This is a genomic window from Pseudomonas lini (genome assembly GCF_030812475.1).
In the GTDB taxonomy this organism is placed as follows: domain Bacteria; phylum Pseudomonadota; class Gammaproteobacteria; order Pseudomonadales; family Pseudomonadaceae; genus Aquipseudomonas; species Aquipseudomonas lini_A.
Genome location: NZ_JAUSSR010000015.1, coordinates 88856 through 113652, shown reverse-complemented (window position 1 = coordinate 113652; position 24797 = coordinate 88856). Strand labels below are relative to the sequence as shown.

Sequence of the window (24797 nt, the reverse complement as noted above, 5' to 3'; positions counted from 1 at the left end):
CTACAGGGGCGGCGTGGCCTAGCGGGCAATACCGTGTTTACGCAGCTTTCTATAAAGGGTATTGCGGCTCACACCCAACTGTTCGGCCGTGTGGGTCATATGCCACCGTGTCTGCTCCAGCGCATTGAGCAGCGCCAGCCGCTCGGCATCTTCCAGCGGATGCCCGGATGGCGCTTCGACGGCAGTGACCTGCGCCGGCAGAGCCTGGCGAATCATCGCAGGCAAATCTTCCAAGCCGATTCGCCCGCCGTCACACAATGCCGCCAACGTACGCAGTACATTGCGCAACTGCCGTACATTCCCTGGCCAGGCAAAACCCAACAACGCCTGCCGTGCCGGCGCATCGATGATGACCGTTTCGCCACCCGCCTCTTCGGCCAGCAAAAAATCGAGCAGCTGGGATTTATCACTGCGCTCGCGCAACGCCGGCAGTGCCACTTCCAGCCCGTTGAGCCGGTAATACAGATCCTCGCGGAAGCTGCCGTCCTGCACCCGTTCCAACAGATTGCGGTGAGTGGCACTGATGATTCTTACGTTGACCGATTCCGGCTCACCGCCAATCGGTACCACCTGACGATCTTCCAGCACCCTCAAAAGACGGGTCTGCAAGGCCAGCGGCATGTCGCCGATTTCATCGAGAAACAAGGTACCGCCATCGGCCTGCTGCAACTTGCCGCGCATGCCCTCCTTGCGTGCCCCGGTGAAACTGCCGCCGCGATAGCCAAACAACTCGCTCTCGATCAGGCTTTCGGGAATGGCCGCGCAGTTGAGCGCGACGAAGGCTTTTTCGGCCCGTTGACTGGCGTGGTGCACGGCCTTGGCGAAAGCCTCCTTGCCGGAGCCGGTTTCGCCGTTGATCAGCAATGGCACGTCACGCTCGAAGACTCGCAGGGACTTGCGGAAATCGTCCTGCAGCGCCGTGTCGCCCAGACAGATCCCGGACAGCCGGGGACGCTCGGCCACCGCCGGATTGTGCACCAGCGGCACCGGAATGCTGCGTGGTTGCCCCCGCAGCAAGGCAAACAGATTCCGCCCGTCACGGGTGCGCAACGGCCAACTGGCGCTGGCATTGACGCTCGCACGACCGAGCAGTTCATCCAGCGAGCAATCGAAAAACGCCTCGACCGGTTTGCCCAATAGTCCACCGCGGATATGCCCCAACAGGTTCAGCGCGCTCTGGTTGACTGCGCTGATGCGCCCTTCCCCATCGAACGCCAGCAGTCCTTCGCTGAACAAGCCAACCGATTCGGCCTGAAGGTGAAAACGCAGCAACCACTGATTGTCGAAATACCGCAGGAAATAGCAGCTCTCGATCATTTTCGCCGACAGGTTGACCAGCGCCATGGTGTGGAACTGGCTCTGCCGCGAGACTTCGTGGCGCGCCGAGGACACGTCGAGCACCGCCAGCAGTTCGCCATGAGGGTCGAATACCGGGCTTGCCGAGCAGGTCAGACCCGTATGGCGACCGCGAAAGTGTTCGTCCTGGTGGATGGTCAGGGACTGACGCTCCACCAGGCAAGTGCCGATCCCATTGGTGCCTTCACAGGCTTCGCTCCAGTCGGCGCCCAGCCAAAGCCCGGCGCGTTCGAAAATCTTTCGCTCGGCCGGCGCGGTGACGCAGTTGAGAATGACCCCGCGGGCATCGGTGAGCAGCACCGCGTGGCCAGCGCCGGAGAGCTGCTGATGGAGGCTGGACATTTCGTTGCCGGCAATCTGCAGCACCTGCTGCAAGCGTTCGCGACTTTCCAGCAGGCGTCCATGCTCCAGCACCGTCGGGGCCATGGCCAGGGCCGGGTCGAGGTGGTAGTCCTCAAGACAGCGCAGCCAGGAGCGGGCAATGGAGGGATCGCTGCCAGGTCCCTGCAAGTGGGACTTGCCCTGAGTCACGGTCAAGACCTGCTGGGCATGGCGACTCAAATGGTTGTCGTGCATTTCTTGTTCTTCTCCCCGAGCGATTTTCACGCCGCCCTGTCGTACGCGAGCATCCTCCAGCCGAGCTTGCATTGCAATGCTGGCAAGACCCCACGGTCACAAGCTGTGCCAGAACCGGTACAAAGTGTCGCAGAGGCTGTACCGGAAGCATCACAGACTGCGCCCGCCTATCCGACAAAAATCGCGCAAGGTGTTGATTTACCTGAGCTGCAGCGCAGTGGCCCGACCTTTGCTCTACGCTTATAACAAGCGCACATGCGCGCTCTCTTATAAGTACAAAAGCCAAGGAGAAAACATCATGCGTTACGCTCACCCCGGTACTGAAGGCGCTATCGTTTCGTTCAAGAGCCAATACGGTAACTACATCGGCGGCGAGTTCGTCGCGCCTGTAAAAGGTCAGTACTTCACCAATACCTCGCCAGTGAATGGCCAACCCATTGCCGAATTCCCGCGCTCCAGTGCCGAAGACATCGAAAAAGCCTTGGACGCTGCCCACGCCGCCGCCGATGCCTGGGGCGCCACATCCGTCCAGGCGCGCTCGCTGGTGCTGCTGAAAATCGCCGACCGCATCGAACAGAACCTGGAACTGCTGGCAATCACCGAGTCCTGGGACAACGGTAAAGCCGTGCGCGAAACCCTGAACGCCGACATCCCGCTGGCTGCCGACCATTTCCGCTACTACGCCGGTTGCATCCGTGCCCAGGAAGGCAGCGCCGCCGAAATCGACGGCAACACCGTGGCCTATCACATCCATGAACCGCTGGGCGTGGTCGGGCAGATCATCCCGTGGAACTTCCCGATTCTGATGGCCGCCTGGAAACTCGCCCCGGCCCTGGCCGCCGGCAACTGCGTGGTGCTCAAGCCCGCCGAGCAAACCCCGCTGGGCATTACCGTGCTGATGGAGCTGATCGGCGACCTGCTGCCGCCTGGCGTGCTCAACGTGGTGCAAGGCTTCGGCAAAGAAGCCGGTGAAGCCCTGGCCACCAGCAAACGCATCGCCAAGATCGCCTTCACCGGTTCGACCCCGGTCGGCTCGCACATCATGAAATGCGCCGCGGAAAACATCATTCCGTCTACCGTGGAACTGGGTGGCAAGTCGCCGAACATCTTCTTTGAAGACATCATGCAGGCCGAGCCGTCCTTCATCGAAAAAGCCGCCGAAGGCCTGGTGCTGGCGTTCTTCAACCAGGGCGAAGTCTGCACCTGCCCTTCCCGCGCCCTGGTGCAGGAATCGATCTACGACGAGTTCATGAAAGTGGTCATGGATAAAGTCCTGCAAATCAAACGCGGCGACCCACTGGACACCGACACCATGGTCGGCGCCCAGGCATCCGAGCAGCAATTCGACAAAATCCTGTCGTACCTGGAAATCGCCAAGGGCGAAGGCGCCGAGCTGTTGACCGGCGGCAAGGTGGAAAAACTCGAGGGCAATCTTGCGACCGGGTATTACATCCAGCCGACGCTGCTCAAGGGCACCAACAAAATGCGCGTGTTCCAGGAAGAGATCTTTGGCCCGGTGGTGAGCATCACCACCTTCAAGGACGAAGCCGAAGCCCTGGCCATCGCCAACGACACCGAGTTCGGCCTCGGTGCCGGCCTGTGGACCCGCGACATCAACCGCGCCTACCGCATGGGCCGCGCGATCAAGGCCGGTCGCGTGTGGACCAACTGCTACCACCTGTACCCGGCGCATGCCGCGTTCGGTGGCTACAAGAAGTCCGGCGTCGGCCGTGAAACCCACAAGATGATGCTCGATCACTATCAGCAGACCAAAAACCTGCTGGTGAGCTACGACATCAATCCGCTGGGCTTCTTCTAACCGGGCAGGAACACCGCAAAACCCTGTAGGAGCGAGCCTGCTCGCGAGGGACGTGAACGAAGACGGGGCCGCCTGGATGTACGCGGCTCCCTCTCGTCCTTCGCGAGCAAGCTCGCTCCTACAAACAGCCTTCGCGCCATCCCGGCCACCACGCCGGTCAAAAGAATAAGAACAGGTGAACCCCTATGCCTAGCGATCAAGCCAGCGTGCAGCCGGCTACCTCCTCTGTCGACTTTGAAAAAGTCGGCTCCGACTATTTCCAGCAACGCGAACTGAAAAAAGGTGCCGCGGGCTGGGTCCTGCTGGTCGGCCTCGGCGTGGCCTACGTCATCTCCGGCGACTATGCCGGGTGGAACTTCGGCCTGGCCCAGGGCGGCTGGGGCGGCATGTTTCTCGCCACGCTGCTGATGGCGACCATGTACCTGTGCATGTGCTTTTCCCTGGCGGAATTGTCCTCCATGATCCCGACCGCAGGCGGTGGCTACGGTTTTGCCCGCAGTGCGTTCGGTCCTTGGGGCGGGTTCCTGACCGGCACCGCGATCCTGATCGAATACGCCATCGCACCAGCGGCGATCGCGGTGTTTATCGGCGCCTATTGCGAGTCCCTGTTCGGCATCGGCGGCTGGATGATTTACCTGGCGTTCTACATCATCTTTATTGCCATCCATATTTTCGGCGTCGGTGAAGCCCTGAAGCTGATGTTCGGCATCACCGCCGTCGCCGCCCTGGCATTGGGCGTGTTTCTGATCAGCATGGTGCCGCACTTCAACGTCGCCAACCTGCTCGACATCCCGGTCACCGAGGCCAAGGGCGCCAGCAGTTTCCTGCCCTTCGGCTACGTCGGGGTCTGGGCCGCCATTCCCTACGCCATCTGGTTCTTCCTGGCGGTCGAAGGCGTACCACTGGCAGCAGAAGAAACCAAAAACCCGAAACGCGACCTGCCCCGCGGGCTGATTGGCGCCATGCTGGTGCTGGTGAGCTTTGCCCTGCTGATTCTGGTGATCGGCCCGGGAGGAGCCGGTGCCCATGCCTTGGTAACCTCGGGCAATCCGTTGGTCGAAGCACTGAGCAAGGCTTATGGCGGCTCGACCTGGATGGGCCATTTCGTCAACCTGGTGGGCCTGGCCGGGCTGATCGCCAGTTTCTTCTCCATCATCTATGCCTACTCGCGGCAGATTTTCGCGCTGTCCCGCGCCGGCTACCTGCCGCGCAAACTGTCGGAAACCAACAAGAGCAAGGCCCCCGTACTGGCGTTGATCATTCCTGGCATCATCGGGTTCGGGTTGTCGCTGACCGGTCAGGGTGACTTGCTGATCCTGGTGGCGGTGTTCGGTGCGACCATTTCCTACGTCCTGATGATGGCGGCACACATCACGTTGCGCATTCGGCGCCCCAAAATGGATCGGCCATACCGCACGCCGGGCGGTATCTTTACCTCTGGTGTTGCGCTGGTGCTGGCTTGCATCGCCGTGGTGGCGGGTTTCCTGGTGGATCCGCGCGTGGTGATTGGCGCTGCGATCATCTATGGAGTGTTAATTGCTTACTTCGCTTTCTACAGTCGGCATCACTTGGTAGCCGGCACGCCCGAAGAAGAATTCGCGGCCATTCAGAACGCCGAAAAAGCCCTGCACTAACGGCCGCAAATTACGGCGCAGCCCCCTCTGCGCCGTCACGGAGAATCTTCATGGCTAGTTTTGCTCACACTGTCGGTGGTCACACCTACCGTTTCGACAGCCTCAAGGAAGTCATGGCCAAGGCCAGCCCGGCGCGCTCCGGGGACTTTCTGGCGGGGGTCGCGGCACTCAACGACGGCGAACGGGTGGCCGCGCAGATGGCGCTGGCGAATATCCCGCTCTCCCACTTCCTGCAGGAAGTACTGGTTCCGTACGAGTCCGATGAAGTCACCCGGCTGATCATCGATACCCACGATAAACGGGCGTTTGCGCCGGTCAGCCACCTCACCGTCGGCGGTTTTCGCGATTGGCTGCTCAGCGATGCCGCCGACGAACACAGCCTGCGTAACCTTGCGCCCGGCCTGACCCCGGAAATGGCCGCCGCCGTGTCGAAAATCATGCGCGTGCAGGATCTGGTGCTGGTGGCGCAGAAAATCCGCGTGGTCACCCGATTCCGCGGCACGCTGGGCCTGCGCGGCCGGTTATCCACACGCCTGCAACCGAACCATCCCACCGACGAACCCGCCGGCATCGCCGCGAGCATTCTCGACGGCCTGCTGTACGGCAATGGCGATGCGATGATCGGCATCAACCCGGCCACCGACAGCATCACCTCCATCTGCGCCATGCTGGAAATGCTCGATGCCATCATTCAGCGCTACGAAATCCCCACTCAAGCCTGCGTGCTGACCCACGTCACCACCTCGATCGAAGCCATCAATCGCGGGATTCCGCTGGACCTAGTGTTCCAGTCGATCGCCGGAACCGAGGCGGCCAACGCCAGCTTCGGCATCAACCTCAACGTCTTGCAGGAAGGCTATGACGCCGGTCTGAGCCTGAACCGTGGCACCCTGGGTCAGAATCTGATGTATTTCGAGACGGGCCAGGGCAGCGCCCTGTCGGCCAATGCCCACCACGGCATCGATCAACAGACCTGTGAAACGCGCGCCTACGCCGTGGCGCGCCATTTCAACCCGTTCCTGGTAAATACCGTCGTCGGATTCATCGGCCCGGAATACCTCTACAACGGTAAGCAAATCATCCGCGCCGGCCTCGAAGACCACTTCTGCGGCAAGCTTCTGGGGGTTCCGATGGGCTGCGACATCTGCTACACCAACCACGCCGAAGCCGATCAGGATGACATGGACACCCTGCTGACCCTGCTGGGTGTGGCCGGGATCAACTTCATCATGGGCATCCCCGGTTCCGACGACATCATGCTCAATTACCAGACCACTTCGTTCCACGACGCACTCTACGCTCGCCAGACCCTGGGGCTGAAACCAGCGCCGGAGTTCGAAACATGGTTGGCAAATATGGGTATCTTCACCCAGGCGGACGGCAAGATTCTCTTCGGCGACAGCCTGCCGCCGGCCTTCCGCCAGGCCCTGGCGCAACTGGGATGAGTGTCGTAATGGATAAACCACCTGTTGATCAGCAAAACCCCTTACTGGAACTGCGCCGGCTGACGCCTGCGCGGATTGCCTTGGGCCGCACCGGCACCAGCATGCCAACCAGCGCACAGCTGGAGTTCCAATATGCGCACGCCCAGGCCCGGGATGCGGTGCACTTGCCGTTCGACCATGCCGCACTCGGTTCGCAACTGGCGGTGCTTGGACGTGAAAGCCTGTTGCTGCACAGCGCGGCAACGGACCGTAACAGTTACCTGCAGCGCCCCGACCTGGGGCGAAAATTGAGCGATGCCGCGGCGCAGACCCTGCGCGAACACGCAGCGGCCAATCCCGGTGGCGTCGATCTGGCCATCGTCGTCGCCGATGGCTTGTCGGCCTTGGCCGTTCATCGCCACGCCGTGCCTTTTCTGACCCGGATGGAGGAACAAATCGAAGCAGAGGGCTGGTCCGTGTCACCGGTGATTCTGGTCGAGCAAGGCCGGGTTGCCGTGGCCGACGAGATTGGTGAGTTGTTGGAGGCCAGGATGGTCGTCATCCTGATCGGCGAACGCCCGGGCCTTAGCTCGCCCGACAGTCTGGGACTGTATTTCACTTACAATCCAAAAATCGGCCTGACGGATGCCTATCGCAATTGCATCTCCAACGTGCGACTCGAAGGCCTGAGCTACGGCATGGCGGCACATCGGTTGCTTTATCTGATGCGCGAAGCCTGCCGACGCCAGTTGTCGGGAGTCAATCTGAAGGACGAGGCCCAGGTTCACACGTTGGAGTCAGAAGCAGAAACGGACATGAAAGGAAATTTCCTACTGAGCCCGCCGAATACCTGAACCGTTTCCGCATTGCATTTCCATTCCGCTTTGAGGCAGGATCGAGGCACGGCCGCCAGGGGTTTCCCATCGCCGTCATCACGTAAGACAGCCACTTGAAGACGAGACCTACCATGCGGATTATTCAAGCGACCCTCGAACACCTGGACCTGTTGGCTCCCTTATTCGTCAAATATCGCGAGTTTTATGGCTCGTTGGCGTATCCGGACTCTTCCCGGGCGTTCCTTGAGAAACGCTTGCGTCGCAAGGAATCGGTGATCTATCTGGCTCTGGCCGATGACGATAGCAATCGACTGCTGGGTTTCTGTCAGTTGTACCCAAGCTTTTCGTCACTGTCGCTCAAGCGCGTGTGGATTCTCAACGACATCTACGTCGCCGAAGATGCTCGTCGCCAGTTGGTAGCCGATAACCTGATCCGTACGGCGAAGAAAATGGCCAAGGAAACCAATGCCGTGCGCATGCGTGTCTCCACCAGCAGCAACAATGAAGTGGCGCAGAAGACCTACGAATCCATAGGGTTCAAGGAAGACACCGAGTTCAAGAACTACGTGTTGCCCATCAGCGAAGGGCTCTGATCCACAGCGGATAACTGTAGGAGCGAGCTCGCTCGCGATGTTCGTCAACGATAACGCTGCAAGCCTGATACCCCGCAGCGTTCTCAGGAGCATCGCAAGCAAGCTTGCTCCTGCAAAAACATACCGCACCCGCCGTCTGTCTCACGCGAAATCCCCCGCTACAAACTCGACGCGCTTTTCATCCCTCTGCCCGTATAATGCTGATCTTTCCGGCTTGTAAGAAAAACTACTCCCACTCGTAGGCTTTCGCGAAGTCATCCGCACAGGCCTGCCGAGTCGGGCCGATACCACAGGTGCTTTCCATGGATTTCAACCCGCTCGACCTTATCCTGCATCTCGATGTTTACCTCGACTTGCTGGTGAACAACTACGGGCCATGGATCTACGCCATCCTGTTTCTGGTGATCTTCTGCGAAACCGGCCTGGTGGTGATGCCATTCCTGCCGGGCGATTCCCTGCTGTTCATCGCTGGCGCTGTTGCGGCCGGTGGCGGCATGGACCCGGTGCTGCTGGGCGGCTTGCTGATGCTGGCGGCGATCCTCGGCGACAGCACCAACTACGTGATCGGACGAACAGCGGGAGAAAAACTGTTCAGTAACCCGAACTCGAAGATCTTCCGTCGCGACTACCTGCAACAAACCCATGATTTCTATGACAAGCATGGCGGTAAAACCGTGACCCTGGCGCGCTTCCTGCCGATCATCCGTACCTTTGCCCCCTTCGTCGCCGGTGTGGCGAAAATGCCGTATCCGCGCTTCTTCGGCTTCAGCGTCCTCGGCACCATCCTGTGGGTCGGCGGTCTGGTCACCCTCGGTTACTTCTTCGGCAACGTGCCCTTCATCAAGCAAAACCTGTCGTTGCTGGTGGTCGGCATCATCCTGCTGTCGCTGGTACCGATGATCATCGGCATCGTCCGCAGCCGCTTCGGCAACGCCGCGTCCAAAGCCCACCCCCGCTGATCCGGCATGTGGTCACTTAGCGCCTGGCGTCGCCGACGTATACTGGCCAAGCACCCGATTGCCGATGACATGTGGCAGCGGGTGCGCCATCACCTGAGTTTTCTCGATGGCATCAGCGCCGCCGAAGATCAATGGCTGCGCGAAGCCTGCGTGCTGTTTCTCGACGACAAACACCTGACCGCCCTGCCCGGCGTCGAACTTCACCAGGAGCAGCGCCTGCTGCTTGCCGCCCAGGCGCAGTTGCCGCTGATGCATCTGGGCGATCTGAACTGGTACCAAGGCTTCCACGAAATCGTCCTGTACCCCGACGACTTCCTCAGCCCCCAACGTCATCGGGACGCCAGCGGCGTCGAGCACGAGTGGGAGGGCGAGCACAGCGGCGAGGCCTGGCAACAAGGCCCGATCATCCTCGCCTGGCCTGGCGTGATGGCCAGCGGCGGCTGGGAAGGCTACAACCTGGTGATCCACGAACTCGCGCACAAACTCGACATGCTCAACGGCGACGCCAACGGCCTGCCGCCGCTGCACGCCGACATGCGCGTCAGCGACTGGGCCAGGGTGATGCAAGAGGCCTACGACGACCTCGACCGCCAACTGGAGCGCAATCCCGACGCCGAAACCGCCATCGACCCGTACGCAGCGGAAAACGCCGCCGAGTTTTTCGCGGTCACCAGCGAATACTTCTTCAGCGCCCCGGATTTGCTGCACGAGGCGTATCCTGAGGTTTATGAACAGCTGAAGCTGTTTTACCTGCAGGACCCGCTCGCCCGGCTGCGGCAACTTCTGGCCGAGAACCCGGTCTATCAGGCACACGACTAGTGTCCTGTCTCACCGATACGTCGCTCTTTTGACGAGTGGCCGTTGTGGCCAGGCAAGGCGCCGCGACGAGTCATAGCTGGCTATGGCGTGGAGCGGCAACGCAGCATGGCCGCAACGGACGCCGTCAAAAAGCGATAGTATCGGTGAGACAGGACACCCAGGTCTCTACGACCTCTGGTACATAGCATCGGTGGCGGAATATGCCTATAATCGCCGCCACTTTTTGGTCAATCCGGCCAAGTGTTTTTGGTCAACTAACGGGGGCACCGCCCAATGAGCTACAGCAAGATTCCGGCTGGCAAAGACCTGCCGAACGACATCTACGTCGCGATCGAGATCCCGGCCAACCACGCGCCGATCAAGTACGAAATCGACAAAGACAGCGATTGCCTGTTCGTTGACCGTTTCATGGCCACCCCGATGTTCTACCCGGCCAACTACGGTTTCATCCCGAACACCCTGGCCGACGACGGTGATCCCCTCGACGTGCTGGTCGTGACCCCTTACCCGGTTGCTCCAGGCTCGGTGATCCGCGCCCGCCCGGTCGGCATCCTGCACATGACCGACGACGGCGGCGGCGATGCCAAAGTCATCGCAGTCCCACACGACAAGCTGTCCCAGCTGTACGTCGACGTGAAGGAATACACCGATCTGCCGCCGCTGCTGCTGGAACAGATCAAGCACTTCTTCGAGAACTACAAAGACCTCGAAAAAGGCAAATGGGTGAAGATCGAAGGCTGGGGCGACGCAGAAGCCGCTCGCACCGAGATCATGAAGTCGGTTGCTGCCTACAAAGGCTGAAGCCAGCTGTCAGCGTTTAGCGGCAAGCTGCAAGAAAACCCCGGTTGATCCGGGGTTTTTTGTGGGCGCCTGAAAAGCCTTCTTTAAACACGCCGTATAAGAGCCAGCGAACATGGGTTTTGTTGTTTAATTTTCCCCAATAGCGTCTTACATCCGGTCTAAATTTCCCGCGCAAATTGAACAGTTCGTTTATTCAAAGCCCCACCCGGCGCCAGTAGACTCCCGTTCATGAAAAAGAACACTAGCGGTCCACGGTTTAAAGCGCTCCTCGAAGCGGCGAACATCACGACGACAGGATTCGCCGAATTCCTGGACACGGCGCCGCAAAACGTCCACAACTGGTACGCCCGGGGTGTACCCGCCCACTGCATGGAAGAAGTGGCCAGAAAACTGTCCGTGAACAGTCAATGGCTGAAAACCGGCGAAGGTCCGAAAGACCCCAAGGAACTGCGCCTGCTCGACGAGTCCGGCAACACCTTCGACGCCCAGGCTATCCGCGGCACCTACAGAGTCATCGAGCCGACCGATGTCGAACTGCCCTTCTACAAAGAAATAGCCATCACGCCCGACCCCCACAAAACCCAGATCATAAAAGACCACAGCCAATCCATCCGCCTGCCTCGCAGCGATCTCGACTCCCTGGAAATCAACCACGCCGACGCCATCTGCACGCGCATGATCGGCAACAGCATGGCCGAAAAGATTGAAGACGGCTCCCTCCTCGCCATCGACCGCGGGCTCACGCAAATCATCGACGGCGAGATTTACGCCATCGAGCATGACGGCATGTTGCGGATCAAATACCTGCACAGGATTCCGGGCAACGCACTACGCATGCGCAGCCACAACAGCGCCGAATACCCGGACGAGATCTTCAGGGCCGCGCAAATCGAAGAGCAAAACATCAGGGTACTGGGCTGGGTATTCTGGTGGTCGACCCTGAACAAACGCAGACCGCCGGTGCCGTTCCTGTAACCAAGCTGGGAATTCCCCAAAAAAATCAGTATGCTACGCCCCACATTTGCGCATCGACCCTTCCCAAGGCCCAGATCGCACCGACCCGGCAGATCACTTTCTCGCCGAGTCCCACAGCCGGACGCAAGAGCCGGGTGTACGTTTTGAAGGCTGTTGCGGTTTACCAAAAATAAACCAAGCCAGTCCCCGAGAAGCCGGCCACAAGCCGGCTTTTTAATGCCTGACAGAAAGCAGGCCCGTCGTCTAAAACTCTGAACAAGAGGTTGTGAAGCAGGGAAGCAATTGCTACCGTAACGACAAACGTCATTACAGGTATCTCACCATGGCTTCTATCAACATTCGCATTGACGATGACCTGAAGCAGCGTTCATTTGCCGAGTTGGAAAAACTCGGGGTAACGCCCTCCGAGCTTCTGCGCCAAACCCTCCAATACGTCGCCGAGCGAGGCAAATTGCCTTTCAAGGCAGCATTACTCAGCGAAGAGGATGAAGCCCTCATTGCAGTGGTTACCGAGCGCCTTGCCGCTCCTCAACGAGTCAAGGTAAGCCTGGATGACCTATAGCCTCGAATTTGATCGTCGCGCGCTGAAAGAGTGGAAGAGACTGGGCGACAGCAGCCTGCTGACTAATTTGATTTGTCGCAGCACTGCTGCGACAAACGCCACTTAACACCTGCCCACGCTACCCAACCACTCACCTCAATCTTAATCAATGCCGAGAACAGCTCATCAACCTGCTTGGGCTCGAGCAACCCGTTCGGGCCGCTCGGGGTGATGTCAGTGAAGGGGGTTGGATCACCAGATTGCCAAGCTCAATCTGACTAGCCATCTCCAAACCGGTTAAACGCCATCCTTTTCGGTTACTGCTTCCGCTTCAAACAGGGGAAACCGTTGCTTTAGCCGCTCAATTGTCCATCGCCACTTCGGCGTCGTCGGCCGACAGATTGTATTTTGATTCCCAAACATCCCGATTTCCCGCACTGCTTGCTCCAAAGGAACGGTTTCCAGCCATCGGATTGGTACGAAGTATTCGCATCGCTCGGGATCAGCCACAAATTCAGCGTGATATCTGGCGCGCGTCGCGACCTCAAGTACACGTCGCTCAACGCCGTCTTGAATAACCGTGAATTCATTTGCAGGTGTGGCGGTGCCAAGAACAAGTCCAACGCCAACGTAGCCTTTTTGAGGAATGTTGACCCAGACTCGATCCCCTGGAGATAGCACCTGCAAAGTTTTGCTGTACCACGCGCCGCCACCACCGGCAATGAAGCCAAACTCAACGGCATCAGCCCAAGATCGGGACACGGAGTCGCCGAACGAGCAATAAAACTCGCCGTTCCAAGGTTCGTTATGCCCTTCACTCGTCGATACAGCATTCACCTGGGTCTGAACAGGGTCGAGCAACCAGGATCGACTCAACAGCTGTTGATCGCCCACCTCGAAAATCTGAAAGCAGAGCACATTGATCGGAATATCTCGTTTACTGAGGTACTCAACGATTCGCTCACTACTGGCATCCAACTCGGTGGCGACGATGATCAACTGATGGCTTTTGTTCAGTTCATCATCATCCAGTACGCGTCCAAAGCGAACCAGAAAATCTACGTCCAAGCTGCATCCGGGTCGGAAGCGCTTGTAGATCGCTGCAATTTCGTCCCCTCGCAAATTTTCAACCCAAGCGGCGTAATCTAGGGTTTGGGCAACGACTTCGCGAGGTGTGCGATCACGTTTGAGTTCGATCAACACCAGAGCACCATCGGGTGCGAGGGCCAACAAATCGATTCGGCCACCCATTCCGGTGTTTTCTTGCCTGCCTATCAGCATCCATTCATCCGAGAGAATGCTCGGGGAATTGATGATCATCTCCTCCAGCAGCTGCTCGCTTGCCAATCGGCTTTGGCGCAACTTGGTCGGTGACATACCCACCGTCCAGACATCCGTTTTGATAGGCAAGTGATACGTCCTTAAAAACCTAATGATGATCGATACCCTAACGGCAACGAATCTATTTGTCGCAGCAGTGCTGCAACTATCTTTTGTTCGAATTTTTTTTTGTGGGATGAAGCCAGCCCCAATCGTGCCCCATTCCAGGCCATCAATCGGGGCCTGCTCGCGCACTGTCGTAGAGCTGAAGCGTCCATCACAGAAAATCGACTTAAGATAAAGCACAAATCGAAAGGTATGCGATGGCGGTCGCCGCCGATGAGCGATTCGATAGGCTTCAAAGTGAGAAGCATCTCTTTCTTTTGAAGGAAATTTCCTTGAATGTCCAACCTGCTTGCGTCTGATTAATGCGCTGACTAATCTCCGATCGTCAGTGCCAAAACAGATATGGACTTAGCCCACCGTTTGAATCGGTGCAAAGGTCCCATTCGCTCGGCGCTTTTTATGGTCTCGCCTTTCTATGACCTCTACACCGAGATGGCTGCAAACGCGGCAAAGTCCGCGCCGAAAAAGCCACAAAGGAAAAAAGCATGAGCGACACCCCTGCTAGCCTGACCATGCCGCCCGAAGGCTATGGAGATTGGCTGGCCGACCTCAAAGGCCGCATCCATAACGCCCAGCAGCGCGCCACTCTGGCGGTGAACCGCGAACTAGTGCTGCTCTACTGGCAGATTGGTCAGGATATTTTGTCTCGGCAAGCACAACAGGGTTGGGGAACCAAGGTAATCGACCGCCTGGCTCAGGATTTGCGCGCCGCCTTTCCTGATATGAAAGGGTTTTCCCCACGTAACCTCAAATACATGCGAGCCTTTGCCGAAGCGTGGCCGGACGCAAGATTTGTGCAAGAGGTGCTTGCACAATTGCCTTGGTATCACCAGTTAGCGCTGCTGGACAAATTGCCCAGCCCGGAAACCCGCTGCTGGTACGCCGCCCAGGCCATCGAGCACAACTGGTCGCGCAACATTTTGGTAATGCAGATCGAGACCCGTCTGCTGGAGCGAAGCGGAAATGCAGTCAGTAACTTCGATAGTCACTTGCCCAAACCGCAGTCCGATCTGGCTCGCGAATCACTGAAAGATCCGTACCGTTTCGACTTCCTCGGTTTGACTCTTGATGCCCAGGAGCGCGAGATCGAAAACGCTCTGGTCAAGCATGTCACCGAGTTCTTACTGGAACTAGGTGCAGGCTTTGCCTTCGTCGGCCAGCAAGTGCTGCTGGATGTAGGTGGTGACGAATTCTTCATCGACCTGCTGTTTTATCACCTCAAGTTACGCTGCTATGTGGTAATCGAACTCAAGTCTGGCAAGTTCAAGCCCGAGCATTTGGGTCAGCTGAGTTTTTACCTCACCGCAATAGATGCTCAGCTCAAACATCCGCAGGACGGCCCGACCATCGGCCTTCTGCTGTGTAAGAGCAAGAACAAGGTAGTGGCCGAATATGCCCTGCGTGATAACGCACGCCCCATTGGCGTGGCCGAATACCAATTGGTGGAATCCCTGCCGGCAGAGCTGCAAACCAGCCTGCCCAGCATTGAACAGATCGAGCGCGAGCTGGCAAGTGATGACGACTCCATGGAGGATGACTCGCAATGACGGGACAGATCTATACACCCCTGTACTGGACTGGTAAGTGGCTCGATCGGATGAGTCTATGTAAGCAAAGCTACGTTCGCTGTATCTGAGCCTCACGGATAACTAAACGCCTTAACCAACGTCAACTCCCCCACCGCCCGCATCGGCACCAGGAACGTCTCCATCTTTTCGTTCGGCGTCCCTTCCTCCGTAATTACCGTCACCTGTGCCGTCGTCAGCGGCTGCACCGCCTCCTCCTGCCCCTGCTCATCACTCCGATACCCGCCTCCGAAATAATTCACGTAAACGAGGTATTGACCCTTGATCGGCGCCGGCATGGCGAAGATTTCCGGGCCGTAGCCTGTCGTCACGTCGACATCGAGTGCTGCACCATTGGAGACGACGCGATCGCCGTACCAGATGTGCGCACCATCCGGGGTTATCAGGTGCAGATCCAGATCCGTGCCATCGCTGTCCCAGGCCAGCAGCACCCGCAATTTGGCCGCGGTGGCGCCGCCGCTGGTGTTGAGGAACTGCGTGCGGTGGCGTTGCTGGCCATCGGCGCTGCGCACTTCAACGCTGTTGCTGCCGTTAGGGAATGAGAACGGGCGATCAAAGCGGCCAGCGGGATCGAACTTCAGCGGCATGCTGACGCCATTGACGATCAACCGGCCGGGTTCAGCGGACTTGGGCGTGGCCTGGATCTGGCCGGTGATGCGGGCAGTGTTGGCCTGCCCGACCGGGATGTTCACCGAGGACGCCGGGTAGTTGACGACCTGGCGGAAATGTTCGCCTTCTCCTTCAGGCGCACCGGCACGCCAGCCGCCCATCGGCGTGTCGAGTTTGACGGCGGTATCGGCGGCCATCGTCATCGGCAGTACGCAACAGGCGCAAAGGAGCAGCAAGCCCTGTGGATAACGGAATTTCATGGTCTATTCCAGCAAGAGGTGGCGGGCGAGCCCTTCGATGTAGGTTTCATCCTGGCCGTTGGGGTGTGCTGCGAAGGCCAGGTGCAGGTATTCGTGGGTCAGGTCGAGACGGTCTTGCAGTGATAGCACGCCGCGCACATAGATGCGTTGGCGTTCGCGGTCGACATGGGGACGGCCGAAGGCCAGGCGGCAGACGGCGAAGGTGCTGACCTCGCTGTAGCCGGTTTCGCTTTCCAGGCGTTGGCGCCAGCCGCGGCGCTGTTGTTGTAACCAGTCCTGGGCGGCGGGCAATGCTTCGCAGGAGGCGACGGGGTTGTCCCAGCGACTGAGGCTGGCGCGCGGGTAGGCGTGTAGCAGGATGGCGTCGTAGCGTTGGCCGGCCTTGGCTTGTTCGACGGCTTGTAGCCAGGAGAGCTTATCCGGGCCGGGCTGGTCGGAATGATAGGTAACGGTGCTGCCGGCGAGGACCAGGTCGCCGGTCCAGGCGGCGATGTTGCGCGACGCGACGGTGGCCGGGCGCGGGGCGACCCGTTGACGCTGGCTGCTGTCGTCGATGCTCAGGCAGTCGCCATTGCGGGTGGCGTTTTGCAGGAGGTAGGTGCGAATGGCGACGGCCAGGGCTTTGGCCGCTTCGGCGGGTTCGGACGTGGCTTCGCGCTGCAGGACGCGGGCGACGTATTCTTCGCGGTCCAGGCGGGCGACCAGCTTGTCGCCCGTTAAAAACAGTTCGCCGTCACTGTGGATATCGAGTTGATTGCCGTTGGTGAATTCGACCCGGTAATCACCCTGCATGGGACCGGACTCGACCACTTGATCCCCCGCGAGAACGCGTTCGATCGGATAGCGGGAAAACAGCCCGACTTCAACGCAACGCCCCGCGTCTGCTGGCCACTCGACCGGCAGCACGGATGACAAGGCCGCACCATAATTGCGCCAGACCATGTGACTGGTCCCCCGCCCACCGGCCCAGATCGGCGTTCCATCTGCCAACCACCCGGCAAACCCGCCCTGGCGTGACGAAGGATCCCGATCCCCCAACCAGCTCCAGGTTTTCACCCGCAGTCGGCCGCCAAGTTCGCCCACGACATTGCCATCAGCGGCATTCAAGACCACATCCAGCAACACCCGCCGTGCCTGGTCCTGCGCGGGCATCATGCTCAGCGCCTGCAACAATTGAGGCACTGGGACCCGAGTGGCAGGTTGCAACGATGGCAAGTCGAGCAACCACTCCGGCGCCTGGCGCGCCTGCCAATACTGGCGCCACTCAACGCCAGTAATGCCCAAGCGCCCAGGTTCAAAATACAACCCGCAGGACTTGACCAGCGCCTGATCGCGCTCAATCTTGCCGCCTGCCGTGCAGCAATACACTTCCTCCTTCGACTGCCCGCGACATTCAAAAGCCGGCTCACGCGCACCGGTATCCACCAGCCAGCCGTAGACAAATAATTTCCACACACTGCCCAGCGGGGTCTCCAACCCGGCAGGCAACGGCTCGCGTGAGATCACCTGAGTCCGGTTCAAGGATAGCAATTCACCTTTGAAGCCCAGGCGCAGCGGCTCGTCCTGCGCAGTCGCCAGCGCAGGCATCAAGCACAGCAGCATCCAGACCAGGGACCGGGTCATGTCAGTGGACCGTGACCTGGCCCAGTGCCGGCTTTTGCTCCTGCGCCTGATGCTGCGGCGCATAAACCTGGGTGAAGCGAACCGGCGGCAGATTGAACTGACCTTTTTGCGAGAAGCGCACCAAGTGACGCAGGCGCAATTCGCCGCTCAAGGCGTCGACTGGAATGGCGTAGGCCATCTGTCCCGGTTCGAAACGCGCTTTCTCCAGCGCCGTCGGCTCGGTGCCGGCCTTGCCCATGAGTTTGATGCCCCAGGTGGTGCGCTCGACGTCAGCACCCGGCGGCAGCGGCACTTCGAGCATGCCGTAGCGCAGCGGTTGCGTGGCTTTGCTGGTGATGATCACTTCGTCCAGGTAGAGGCTGTCGCTGGACAACGGCTGGTTGCCGACCGCTTCCAGCTTGAAGGTGAAGGCTTGATCGCCAGGAACCAGGCGCGACAGTCGACGAGTGAGGGTCACGGCCATCGGATCAACCGGCGGTTGTGTAGTCTGGAAGCTCAATGCCGCTCGCAGCGGTCGCTCCTGCGCGCCAGTCAGCGATAACGCTTCAGGGACGGGCGAAGCACCTTGCCACGTCCAGTAAACTTCACCGGTCGCACCCTGCTCCTGCTTCCAGCCTTCACCCGGCTTCAGTGCGACAGCGGGCGATGCCTGCTCGATGCTGCGTTGCAGCCAGGTCAGCGCCAGGGCACGCTCCAGTGTCGATTGCTGTGGCAGCAAACGCTGCAGCAGTGCTTGAGCGTGAGCCTGATCGAAGGTTTGCAGCGATAGATTCAACGCTTCAGCAAACGGCTGGGAACTCACGTCCAGGCGCTGCTGCGCATCAGCCAGTTGCCGAGTGAAAGCCTCTGGCACATCGACCTTCGCCTGGCGAGCCAAAGACGCGGTCAAGACGCGAGCGCTGGCCAACCCCAGCGTCGAATCCGGATCGCTCATGACGATGCTGTCCTCGCCATCTTCCATCAAGTTCGCGGCGTGACCCTCGCCGGCGTTCGCCAGGTCATCCATTAATCCGCCGAGCAAGGTGTTCACTGGCAGTTGCATCTGTTTGGCAAAGGACACAATCAGCGCTCGCTGCAACAGCGGCGTGTTCTTCGCCTGCTTCGCATAGACTTCCAGCACCCGCTGCCAATGCTCCGGCGGCAGGCTCAACCCGAGCGCCTTGCTGGCGTGCCAGTCGGCGTAATAGGCGTAAGCGGTGAGAAACGCATTCGGCTCACCCTCCATGCCCCACCAGGTGAAGCTTGCCGAAGGCCCGGCCATTTGCACCAGACGCAGACGGCTGTTCTGCATGATCAGGCGCAAGCGATCGCGGATCCGCGGGTTCGACGACAGGGTCGGATAGGCGATGCTCAATGGCAGCAAACGGCTGGCGGTCTGTTCCACGCCGCCGTACGGATAACTCAGCAAATCGTCCAGTGCCGAACGGAACAGCGCTTGCGCGCTGTCATCCAGGCGCAGGCGAATATCTGTCGCATCCGCCGGCAAGGTCAGCGGCGTATCACCGCTGGCTACGTCCAGGCTTTGGCTTTGGGTGACCTGCCAGCCTTCACCGGTCGCAGACAGGCGTACGGCCAATGCGTCAGCGGTTTTTCCATCTTGCACCAACTCGGCGGCCCACTCACCGCTGGTCAATGCGGATGTGGGTAACGGGATGTAATTGATGCCGTTATTCAACGTCACCGGAACACGCTGTTCAGTGCCGCCGTAATGAATCACCAGCTCAGCGGCCACTGGTTTCTCTGCCTGGCTGAAGGCGAATACCCCAAGATCCGGTTTATCGCCACTGCGGAATCGGGTCGGCCCGCTCCACTTCAGGTACAGCGGTTTTTCCGAACGTACGAACTGTTTCTTCTGCCCGACCTGACCATCATCGGCGATGGCCCGGGCGGTGATGCGCCATCGGGTCAAGGAGTCCGGCATCTTGAAGGTGAAGCGGGTTTTGCCATTGGCATCGGTCACCAGTTCCGGTTGCCAGGCGGCGGTGTCGACGTCTTCGCGACGCGGCCGTTCCAGCACTTTCACCCCGCGCTCGTTGCGGCTGGCTTTGCCCGGCGCACTCGGGCTGCCCGGCAGTGCCACGTCATAGCTGATGAACGACAGGCTGGCGCTGGTGCGCACGTTATTGCGGCGCGGGTGATAGAAGAACTGGTCGATGCTCGGTGCGACTTCCGGTTGCAGCGCATAAACCATTTCGTCCACCACACTGACCGTCAGATGCGTCGGGATCGGTTTGCCGGCGAATTGAGTCGTGAGGTCGACAGACACTGTGTCGCCAGGTTGATAGGACTCTTTATCTGTAGCGATCGCTACATCGATTTGCGGCGCAACGACCTTGATGCCGGCGTTTTGAAAGCTGTACTGGCCGCCCTTGGTATAAAGCACCGAGAAAGTCAGGTTTGGCGCGAAGCTGTCTTTCACCGGGATCCGCGCGCGGTATTGCGTCTCGCTGAGTTTTTCCATCTGCAGCCAGTCGCCGCCCTTCGACAGCAGCGCTGTGGCCTCGACTTTGTCGCGCTCCAGCGACAGCAGTGCATCGCTGATCGGCTCGGGGAAAGTGATCAGCGCCAGCGCTTCATCGCCAGCTTTGTATTCCGGTTTATCTAGGACGATTTCCACGGTGCCCGGCACGGCCTTGACGCCATCGCCGGTGACCGAATGACCGGTCGCGCCGACGACGCGGCCATGATCATCCTTCAAGGTCAGGTTGTAAGTGCCCGGACGGTCGAACGCGAGGGTGAAGCCTTTATCGACGGCAGCTAGCTGGCCATCGCCGGTGCTCTGGTCTTCCAGGCGTACCCAGCCATAACCGCTTGGCGTGACGGCCTTGTTTTGCTCGCTGCTTCCTTCATTCAGATAAGTGAACGCAACCTTGTCGCCCACCGCGCTGAAACGCTGGGGCGCGCGCAAACTGAAACTCGCGGCACCGCGGTCGATGAGGATTTCCTTAGTGGTCTTGACCCGGTACGCCGCGCCATCGCTGGCGAATACGGTCAGCATGTAGCGGCTCGGCTTCTCGGCGGCCGGCAGCTCGAGGGCCGCGTTGCCTTTGGCATCGGTAGTCAGTTCGCTACTGGTCAGCTCCACCGGAAACTGCCCGAGGTACTGCAGCTCGTTGTCGACCATCGACAGTTGCTGGGCGCGCAGGCTCAGGCTCAATTTGGCATTGGCCACGGGTTTGCCGTCCGGGTACAGCAGCACCAGGCTGCCTTTTACCCGTTCGCCGGTGCCGTAATCCTGCCTGGCCAGGTTCAGGGAAATTTCGAAGTGTGGCTTGATGTATTCGGCGACGCGGAAGGCACTGCTGTAGGCCTGGTCCTTGTAGTTGAAACGCAATTCATAACCGCCAGCCACGGCGTTGTCCGGCAACTGGAAGCGACCTTGGGTACCCGCCTTGGAGTCGAGTTTCAGCGCCAGCGTTTGCAAGGCGGTACCGGTGGCATCGAGCACGCTGACGTTGACGTCGGCGGCGGTCGGCTGCACCGAGTCACGAGCATTCTTGAACTCGCGGCCGACGATTTTCAGCGACACCCAATCCCCTGGCCGATAGAGCGGTCGGTCGGTAAAGGCATAGAGTTTGGTGTCGTAGATTTCGCTGTCGTAGTAGAAGTTTTCAGCGACGAATACCCCACCCTCTTCGTCCTCGCCAATCACGAACGAACGTTCCGGGCTGACGTGTTTCAACCGCAACAAACCATCGGCATCGGTGGCGCCACTGCTCATCACGCCCAGGCCATCGGTCCACAGCACATTGACCTTCGGCACAGAACTGCCTTGATGTTTGCGCGCGGCCCAGACGACCAGTTCATCACCGGCGATCTTGCTCACCGCCACCGTATTGGACACGAAGACCATGGTGGTCGCGCGGTACTTGCCGATCAGTGCTTCGACCAGGTACAGGCCCGGCTTCAGGTTACCCAACGGGATGTACACGTTTCCCGGCGCGACACTGACGAATTGACTGGAAGAACCGGCCAGGTTCACCCCTTCAGGCGGCTGGATCGGTTTGGCTTGCCAGAGTGGGTAACGAAATTGACTGACCACAGGCAAACCGGGAATCAACGCGAATTGCGGCTGTGCGTCGTAAGGCGTTGGCGCGGCGATCGCGGTGCCCATCTTCAGCTCCGGCACTTCCTCGGTGACTTGTTTACGCGACTCGTAGGAAAACGCCCGCTGCATCACCCGACGGGATTTGCGGTACCAGTTGTCCCACAGGTACGCGAGGGTGTTCGACAGGCCTTCGCCCTTGAACTGACCGTCACTGACCACCCGGTGCAGGTTCTTCTGGCGCTTGAGGAAATCCAGCGGCTTGTCGATCCGGTACACGCGAATGTCGGCGCCGCCATAAGGCTCCATGCGAAACCGGCGATAGTCACGGCCGGGGGCTTCGAGGCGCACCATTGCCTGTTCATCGCTGGCGAAGCTGCTGTCGGCCAGCAGGAAGAAGCTTTCACCGGCCACCGGCGAATAGCCGCTCGGCTCGACGGTGTCTTCGGCATACACCGCCGAGAAAGGCAGCACCCATACCAACAGCAAAGGCAAAAAACGCAGCATGCGGGCACCGATCATTGAGAAAGAAAGTTCAGTCGATAGACGCCGATGAAGTTGGGGTTGGCTGCGTCGGGGATCCATCGGGTGTCCTTCCATGTCATGAGTTGTTGCAGGCTCGCGGAACGCATGCCGTTGTCGGTAGGGGTGGTGGTACCGGTGTGATAGGCGACGTAGCGGCCCATCCAGATCATCAGGTGCTGGTCGTCACCCTGATCGAAGAACATCAGGTCGCCGGGCCGGGCTTGCGCCAGGTCGCGACCGATCAAGTGACTGTTGTACTGGATCAACTTGATTGCATTGACGTACGGTCCGACATCGCCACCGCCCTGCTGCCATTTCTGGGCGAGGCCACGTTGGGCATCGCTCAATTGCAGCTCCGGCGGCAGGTAGCGGTTGGACAGGCCGTTGCTGCGCAGCCATTTATCGTCATGGACTTTCAGTGCTTCGTTGGCGGCAAACCGCACCAGGCCGGCGCAGTCCTGCTGATACCAGCGCGGACTCGGGCCCTGGGTCAGTTGCTCCTGGGCGATGCGCACGAACCAGGCGCGGAAGACCTGGGATTGCTGCGGGTCGAGCGCTGCGGCTTCGCTGGCAAGGACACGACTGCCCAACAGCATGACCAGCAAGCCGAGGCCCCGGATAAGTACGGTCACAGGGCTTTCCACTCCAGCGGCAGCCATTGCCAGTGACCGTCAGGTTCACTGCCTTCGGGCAAGGTCAGGGCATATTTGCCATAGCCGCCGAGTGTGCGCAGTTTCGGCATCAGGTAGGTTTGCGCAGCGTTGTAGAACACCGGCTCCATGTCCTGCGGCAAGCTGTCGAGGGTTTCCTGTTGAATCAGTTGCGCCATGGAGTCCGGGCCGAAGTAGATCGGCATCAGCAGGTCTTTGGGCACGACGTCGGCCATCGGCGGGAAGCGTTTATCCAGGGTGTCGAGGGCTTTATCCACTAATTTGTCGTCGAGGGAAAACAGCAGTGTCGAACCGTGGCGTGCCAGGCTCACGCGCATGAATGCCTTGCCGGTGATCGCGTCCGGCTGCTCGGCATCCTTGGCCTTGTAGGGACCGAAGTTGGAGCTGACCTGACGCTGCCACTGATGGATTTCACCTCCCTGCTTCTCGACCACCGGGAACGCATGCGCTTCGACCTTGCCTTCGTAAGCACCGACCATCGAGCCAAACAGGTTACCCAGATCGCCGTCGAGCTTTGCGCTGTCATCGTCATTCAGGCTGGCCACCAGCAATGGCGTGTACAGCCGCGAATCGGCGTACCAGCAGAGGCCGGCGGTGCCCGCCATGTGTTCGGTCAGGGCCTGAGCCACCTCTTCTTCCGCACCGAGTTTCACCAGCAGCGGTTGCTGTTGCACGGCGGCCAGGGGCAAGGCCACGCACGCGCTGGCCCCCATGGGCATGGCATGCCAGATCGGCTTGAAATCGAAGTCCGGCTGGTTGTCCTGTTCGTCCATGGCGAGAAAGCTGTGCCAGCCCTTGTCGTCCATGTCGAAGCGCAGGCCGGCGAAGTTGGGGATGAAGCGCTGATACCCCATGGCCAGGACGCTGGCATTGATCGACAAACGTTGTTTCACCTCAGCGGCACGGGGTTGCAGGCCGAAGGCCTCGGGGAACAGTTTGTCGCCATTGAGCAATGCGCCGATGGCCTGGATCGAGACGCTGCCCGGCACTTCCAGCATGCCGCTGCCCGGATCGTAGAGTTTGGCCGGATTCGACAGCACCACCAGTTTGTCGCCGTGGGAGGCGAATACCAGCGCCTTGCTGGCGTTGTAGTTGAGTTGATAAAGCGCTACCTCGTCGACACCGACCTTCACCTCGCCAAGCCTGGTCAGTTGCGTATCGTCCAGCGCCACTTTGGCCAGCGGCTCCAGCACCTTGGCCAGGCCACCGCGATCCATCACCAACAGGAAGTCCTTGAGCCGGCCATCCGCCCCGCGCCAAAGGGCTACATCTGCCGGTTGATCGAACAGTTGCTCGATCAGACTGTCCTGCAGCTTCAGGTCATGCTCGTAAATGATCCGCCGCAGACTGCCGATCAACCCGAGACGATCGGCATGGGTTTGGTAATAGAAGACGAAATCTTCGGTGAGGGTTTCCTTGAGAAACGGCACCGCAAGCAAATCCTTGGGCAATTGGCTCAAGGAATGGGTTTCGAGCAACCCGTCCGGCCGGCTCATGCCCAGTTTGTCACTGGCCAACTGCGCTGGCGGGGCCTTGGGCTGATGCATGAACCAGCTCAAGGCCTGCGCCCCGCCAGCCACCAGGCACAGTCCACATAGCATCACCGGCCAGCGCCTGGAAGGCTTGGTGGCGGTTGCGGTTGCGGCGGTGGCCGGAGTCACAGTGTTATCGCTCATTTCGCAAGCCCAATCCGTGGTAC

The 24797-nt window shown here is 59.7% G+C and carries 18 protein-coding genes; 11 read left to right on the top strand and 7 right to left on the bottom strand.

Annotated elements, in window-relative coordinates; translation table 11 throughout:
- Positions 1-18: 18 nt before the first annotated feature.
- Positions 19-1932 carry a sigma-54-dependent Fis family transcriptional regulator gene (locus J2W17_RS25690; RefSeq protein ID WP_307341296.1) on the bottom strand — a complete coding sequence of 638 codons (1914 nt, stop codon included), beginning with the start codon at positions 1930-1932 and terminating at the stop codon, positions 19-21.
- 298 nt (positions 1933-2230) lie between these two features.
- Between J2W17_RS25690 and exaC the strand changes: the two genes are divergently transcribed.
- From exaC to J2W17_RS25640, 10 genes are all read left to right on the top strand, one after another.
- Complete coding sequence (gene exaC, locus J2W17_RS25685) at positions 2231-3751, top strand: acetaldehyde dehydrogenase ExaC (RefSeq protein ID WP_307341291.1); 1521 nt, start codon at positions 2231-2233, stop codon at positions 3749-3751.
- A 185-nt stretch (positions 3752-3936) separates the two neighbouring features.
- Positions 3937-5385: an ethanolamine permease gene (gene eat / locus J2W17_RS25680; RefSeq protein ID WP_307341288.1), complete on the top strand. Its 1449-nt coding sequence runs from the start codon at positions 3937-3939 to the stop codon at positions 5383-5385.
- 50 nt (positions 5386-5435) lie between these two features.
- Positions 5436-6830 (top strand): ethanolamine ammonia-lyase subunit EutB, encoded by a 1395-nt coding sequence (locus tag J2W17_RS25675; protein ID WP_307341285.1) that lies wholly within the window; start codon positions 5436-5438, stop codon positions 6828-6830.
- On the top strand, positions 6827-7663 hold the full coding sequence (eutC, locus tag J2W17_RS25670) for an ethanolamine ammonia-lyase subunit EutC (RefSeq protein WP_373460033.1): 837 nt from the start codon (positions 6827-6829) through the stop codon (positions 7661-7663). The genes J2W17_RS25675 and eutC overlap by 4 nt, the downstream gene beginning before the upstream one ends.
- A gap of 113 nt (positions 7664-7776) precedes the next feature.
- A complete protein-coding gene (locus J2W17_RS25665) occupies positions 7777-8238 on the top strand; it encodes a GNAT family N-acetyltransferase (protein WP_307341279.1) in 462 nt (153 codons plus the stop codon).
- Positions 8239-8540: 302 nt separating this feature from the next.
- A complete protein-coding gene (locus tag J2W17_RS25660) occupies positions 8541-9197 on the top strand; it encodes a DedA family protein (RefSeq protein ID WP_307341277.1) in 657 nt (218 codons plus the stop codon).
- 6 nt (positions 9198-9203) lie between these two features.
- The gene (locus J2W17_RS25655; RefSeq protein ID WP_307341274.1) at positions 9204-10016 is read left to right on the top strand and encodes a M90 family metallopeptidase; all 813 of its coding nucleotides are present in this window, start codon (positions 9204-9206) and stop codon (positions 10014-10016) included.
- Positions 10017-10289: 273 nt separating this feature from the next.
- Entirely contained in the window at positions 10290-10817 is a 528-nt protein-coding gene (ppa, locus tag J2W17_RS25650) for an inorganic diphosphatase (protein WP_028620880.1), read from the top strand.
- A gap of 228 nt (positions 10818-11045) precedes the next feature.
- Positions 11046-11792: a S24 family peptidase gene (locus J2W17_RS25645; RefSeq protein WP_307341266.1), complete on the top strand. Its 747-nt coding sequence runs from the start codon at positions 11046-11048 to the stop codon at positions 11790-11792.
- Positions 11793-12114: 322 nt separating this feature from the next.
- Entirely contained in the window at positions 12115-12354 is a 240-nt protein-coding gene (locus J2W17_RS25640) for a type II toxin-antitoxin system RelB/DinJ family antitoxin (RefSeq protein WP_054616768.1), read from the top strand.
- A gap of 276 nt (positions 12355-12630) precedes the next feature.
- Here the strand turns inward: J2W17_RS25640 and J2W17_RS25635 are convergent, their stop codons facing one another.
- A complete protein-coding gene (locus J2W17_RS25635) occupies positions 12631-13743 on the bottom strand; it encodes an endonuclease NucS domain-containing protein (RefSeq protein WP_307341258.1) in 1113 nt (370 codons plus the stop codon).
- A gap of 521 nt (positions 13744-14264) precedes the next feature.
- Between J2W17_RS25635 and J2W17_RS25630 the strand changes: the two genes are divergently transcribed.
- The gene (locus J2W17_RS25630) at positions 14265-15326 is read left to right on the top strand and encodes a PDDEXK nuclease domain-containing protein (RefSeq protein WP_307341255.1); all 1062 of its coding nucleotides are present in this window, start codon (positions 14265-14267) and stop codon (positions 15324-15326) included.
- Between the two features lie 92 nt (positions 15327-15418).
- Here J2W17_RS25630 and J2W17_RS25625 read toward each other — a convergent pair whose 3' ends face one another.
- The 5 genes from J2W17_RS25625 to J2W17_RS25605 are packed head-to-tail and all read right to left on the bottom strand — an operon-like array spanning position 15419 to position 24774.
- On the bottom strand, positions 15419-16234 hold the full coding sequence (locus J2W17_RS25625; protein ID WP_307341252.1) for a YfaP family protein: 816 nt from the start codon (positions 16232-16234) through the stop codon (positions 15419-15421).
- Positions 16235-16237: 3 nt separating this feature from the next.
- Complete coding sequence (locus J2W17_RS25620) at positions 16238-17857, bottom strand: DUF2300 domain-containing protein (RefSeq protein ID WP_307341250.1); 1620 nt, start codon at positions 17855-17857, stop codon at positions 16238-16240.
- Between the two features lies 1 nt (position 17858).
- Entirely contained in the window at positions 17859-22424 is a 4566-nt protein-coding gene (locus J2W17_RS25615; RefSeq protein WP_307341247.1) for an alpha-2-macroglobulin family protein, read from the bottom strand.
- Complete coding sequence (locus J2W17_RS25610; RefSeq protein WP_307341244.1) at positions 22421-23086, bottom strand: DUF1175 domain-containing protein; 666 nt, start codon at positions 23084-23086, stop codon at positions 22421-22423. Before J2W17_RS25610 ends, J2W17_RS25615 begins: the two co-directional genes overlap by 4 nt.
- Positions 23056-24774, bottom strand: a complete 1719-nt coding sequence (locus J2W17_RS25605; protein WP_307341242.1) for a DUF2138 domain-containing protein — start codon at positions 24772-24774, stop codon at positions 23056-23058. The genes J2W17_RS25610 and J2W17_RS25605 overlap by 31 nt, the downstream gene beginning before the upstream one ends.
- Positions 24775-24797 lie beyond the last annotated feature (23 nt).

Coding starts and splice junctions, on each gene's coding strand:
- J2W17_RS25615 (WP_307341247.1), bottom strand. CDS start 22,424: ATGATCGGTGCCCGCATGCTGCGTTTTTTGCCTTTGCTGTTGGTATGG.
- J2W17_RS25645 (WP_307341266.1), top strand. CDS start 11,046: ATGAAAAAGAACACTAGCGGTCCACGGTTTAAAGCGCTCCTCGAAGCG.
- eutC (WP_373460033.1), top strand. CDS start 6,827: ATGAGTGTCGTAATGGATAAACCACCTGTTGATCAGCAAAACCCCTTA.
- ppa (WP_028620880.1), top strand. CDS start 10,290: ATGAGCTACAGCAAGATTCCGGCTGGCAAAGACCTGCCGAACGACATC.
- J2W17_RS25660 (WP_307341277.1), top strand. CDS start 8,541: ATGGATTTCAACCCGCTCGACCTTATCCTGCATCTCGATGTTTACCTC.
- J2W17_RS25655 (WP_307341274.1), top strand. CDS start 9,204: ATGTGGTCACTTAGCGCCTGGCGTCGCCGACGTATACTGGCCAAGCAC.
- J2W17_RS25640 (WP_054616768.1), top strand. CDS start 12,115: ATGGCTTCTATCAACATTCGCATTGACGATGACCTGAAGCAGCGTTCA.
- exaC (WP_307341291.1), top strand. CDS start 2,231: ATGCGTTACGCTCACCCCGGTACTGAAGGCGCTATCGTTTCGTTCAAG.
- J2W17_RS25625 (WP_307341252.1), bottom strand. CDS start 16,234: ATGAAATTCCGTTATCCACAGGGCTTGCTGCTCCTTTGCGCCTGTTGC.
- J2W17_RS25620 (WP_307341250.1), bottom strand. CDS start 17,857: ATGACCCGGTCCCTGGTCTGGATGCTGCTGTGCTTGATGCCTGCGCTG.
- eat (WP_307341288.1), top strand. CDS start 3,937: ATGCCTAGCGATCAAGCCAGCGTGCAGCCGGCTACCTCCTCTGTCGAC.
- J2W17_RS25675 (WP_307341285.1), top strand. CDS start 5,436: ATGGCTAGTTTTGCTCACACTGTCGGTGGTCACACCTACCGTTTCGAC.
- J2W17_RS25610 (WP_307341244.1), bottom strand. CDS start 23,086: ATGGCTGCCGCTGGAGTGGAAAGCCCTGTGACCGTACTTATCCGGGGC.
- J2W17_RS25690 (WP_307341296.1), bottom strand. CDS start 1,932: ATGCACGACAACCATTTGAGTCGCCATGCCCAGCAGGTCTTGACCGTG.
- J2W17_RS25630 (WP_307341255.1), top strand. CDS start 14,265: ATGAGCGACACCCCTGCTAGCCTGACCATGCCGCCCGAAGGCTATGGA.
- J2W17_RS25665 (WP_307341279.1), top strand. CDS start 7,777: ATGCGGATTATTCAAGCGACCCTCGAACACCTGGACCTGTTGGCTCCC.
- J2W17_RS25605 (WP_307341242.1), bottom strand. CDS start 24,774: ATGAGCGATAACACTGTGACTCCGGCCACCGCCGCAACCGCAACCGCC.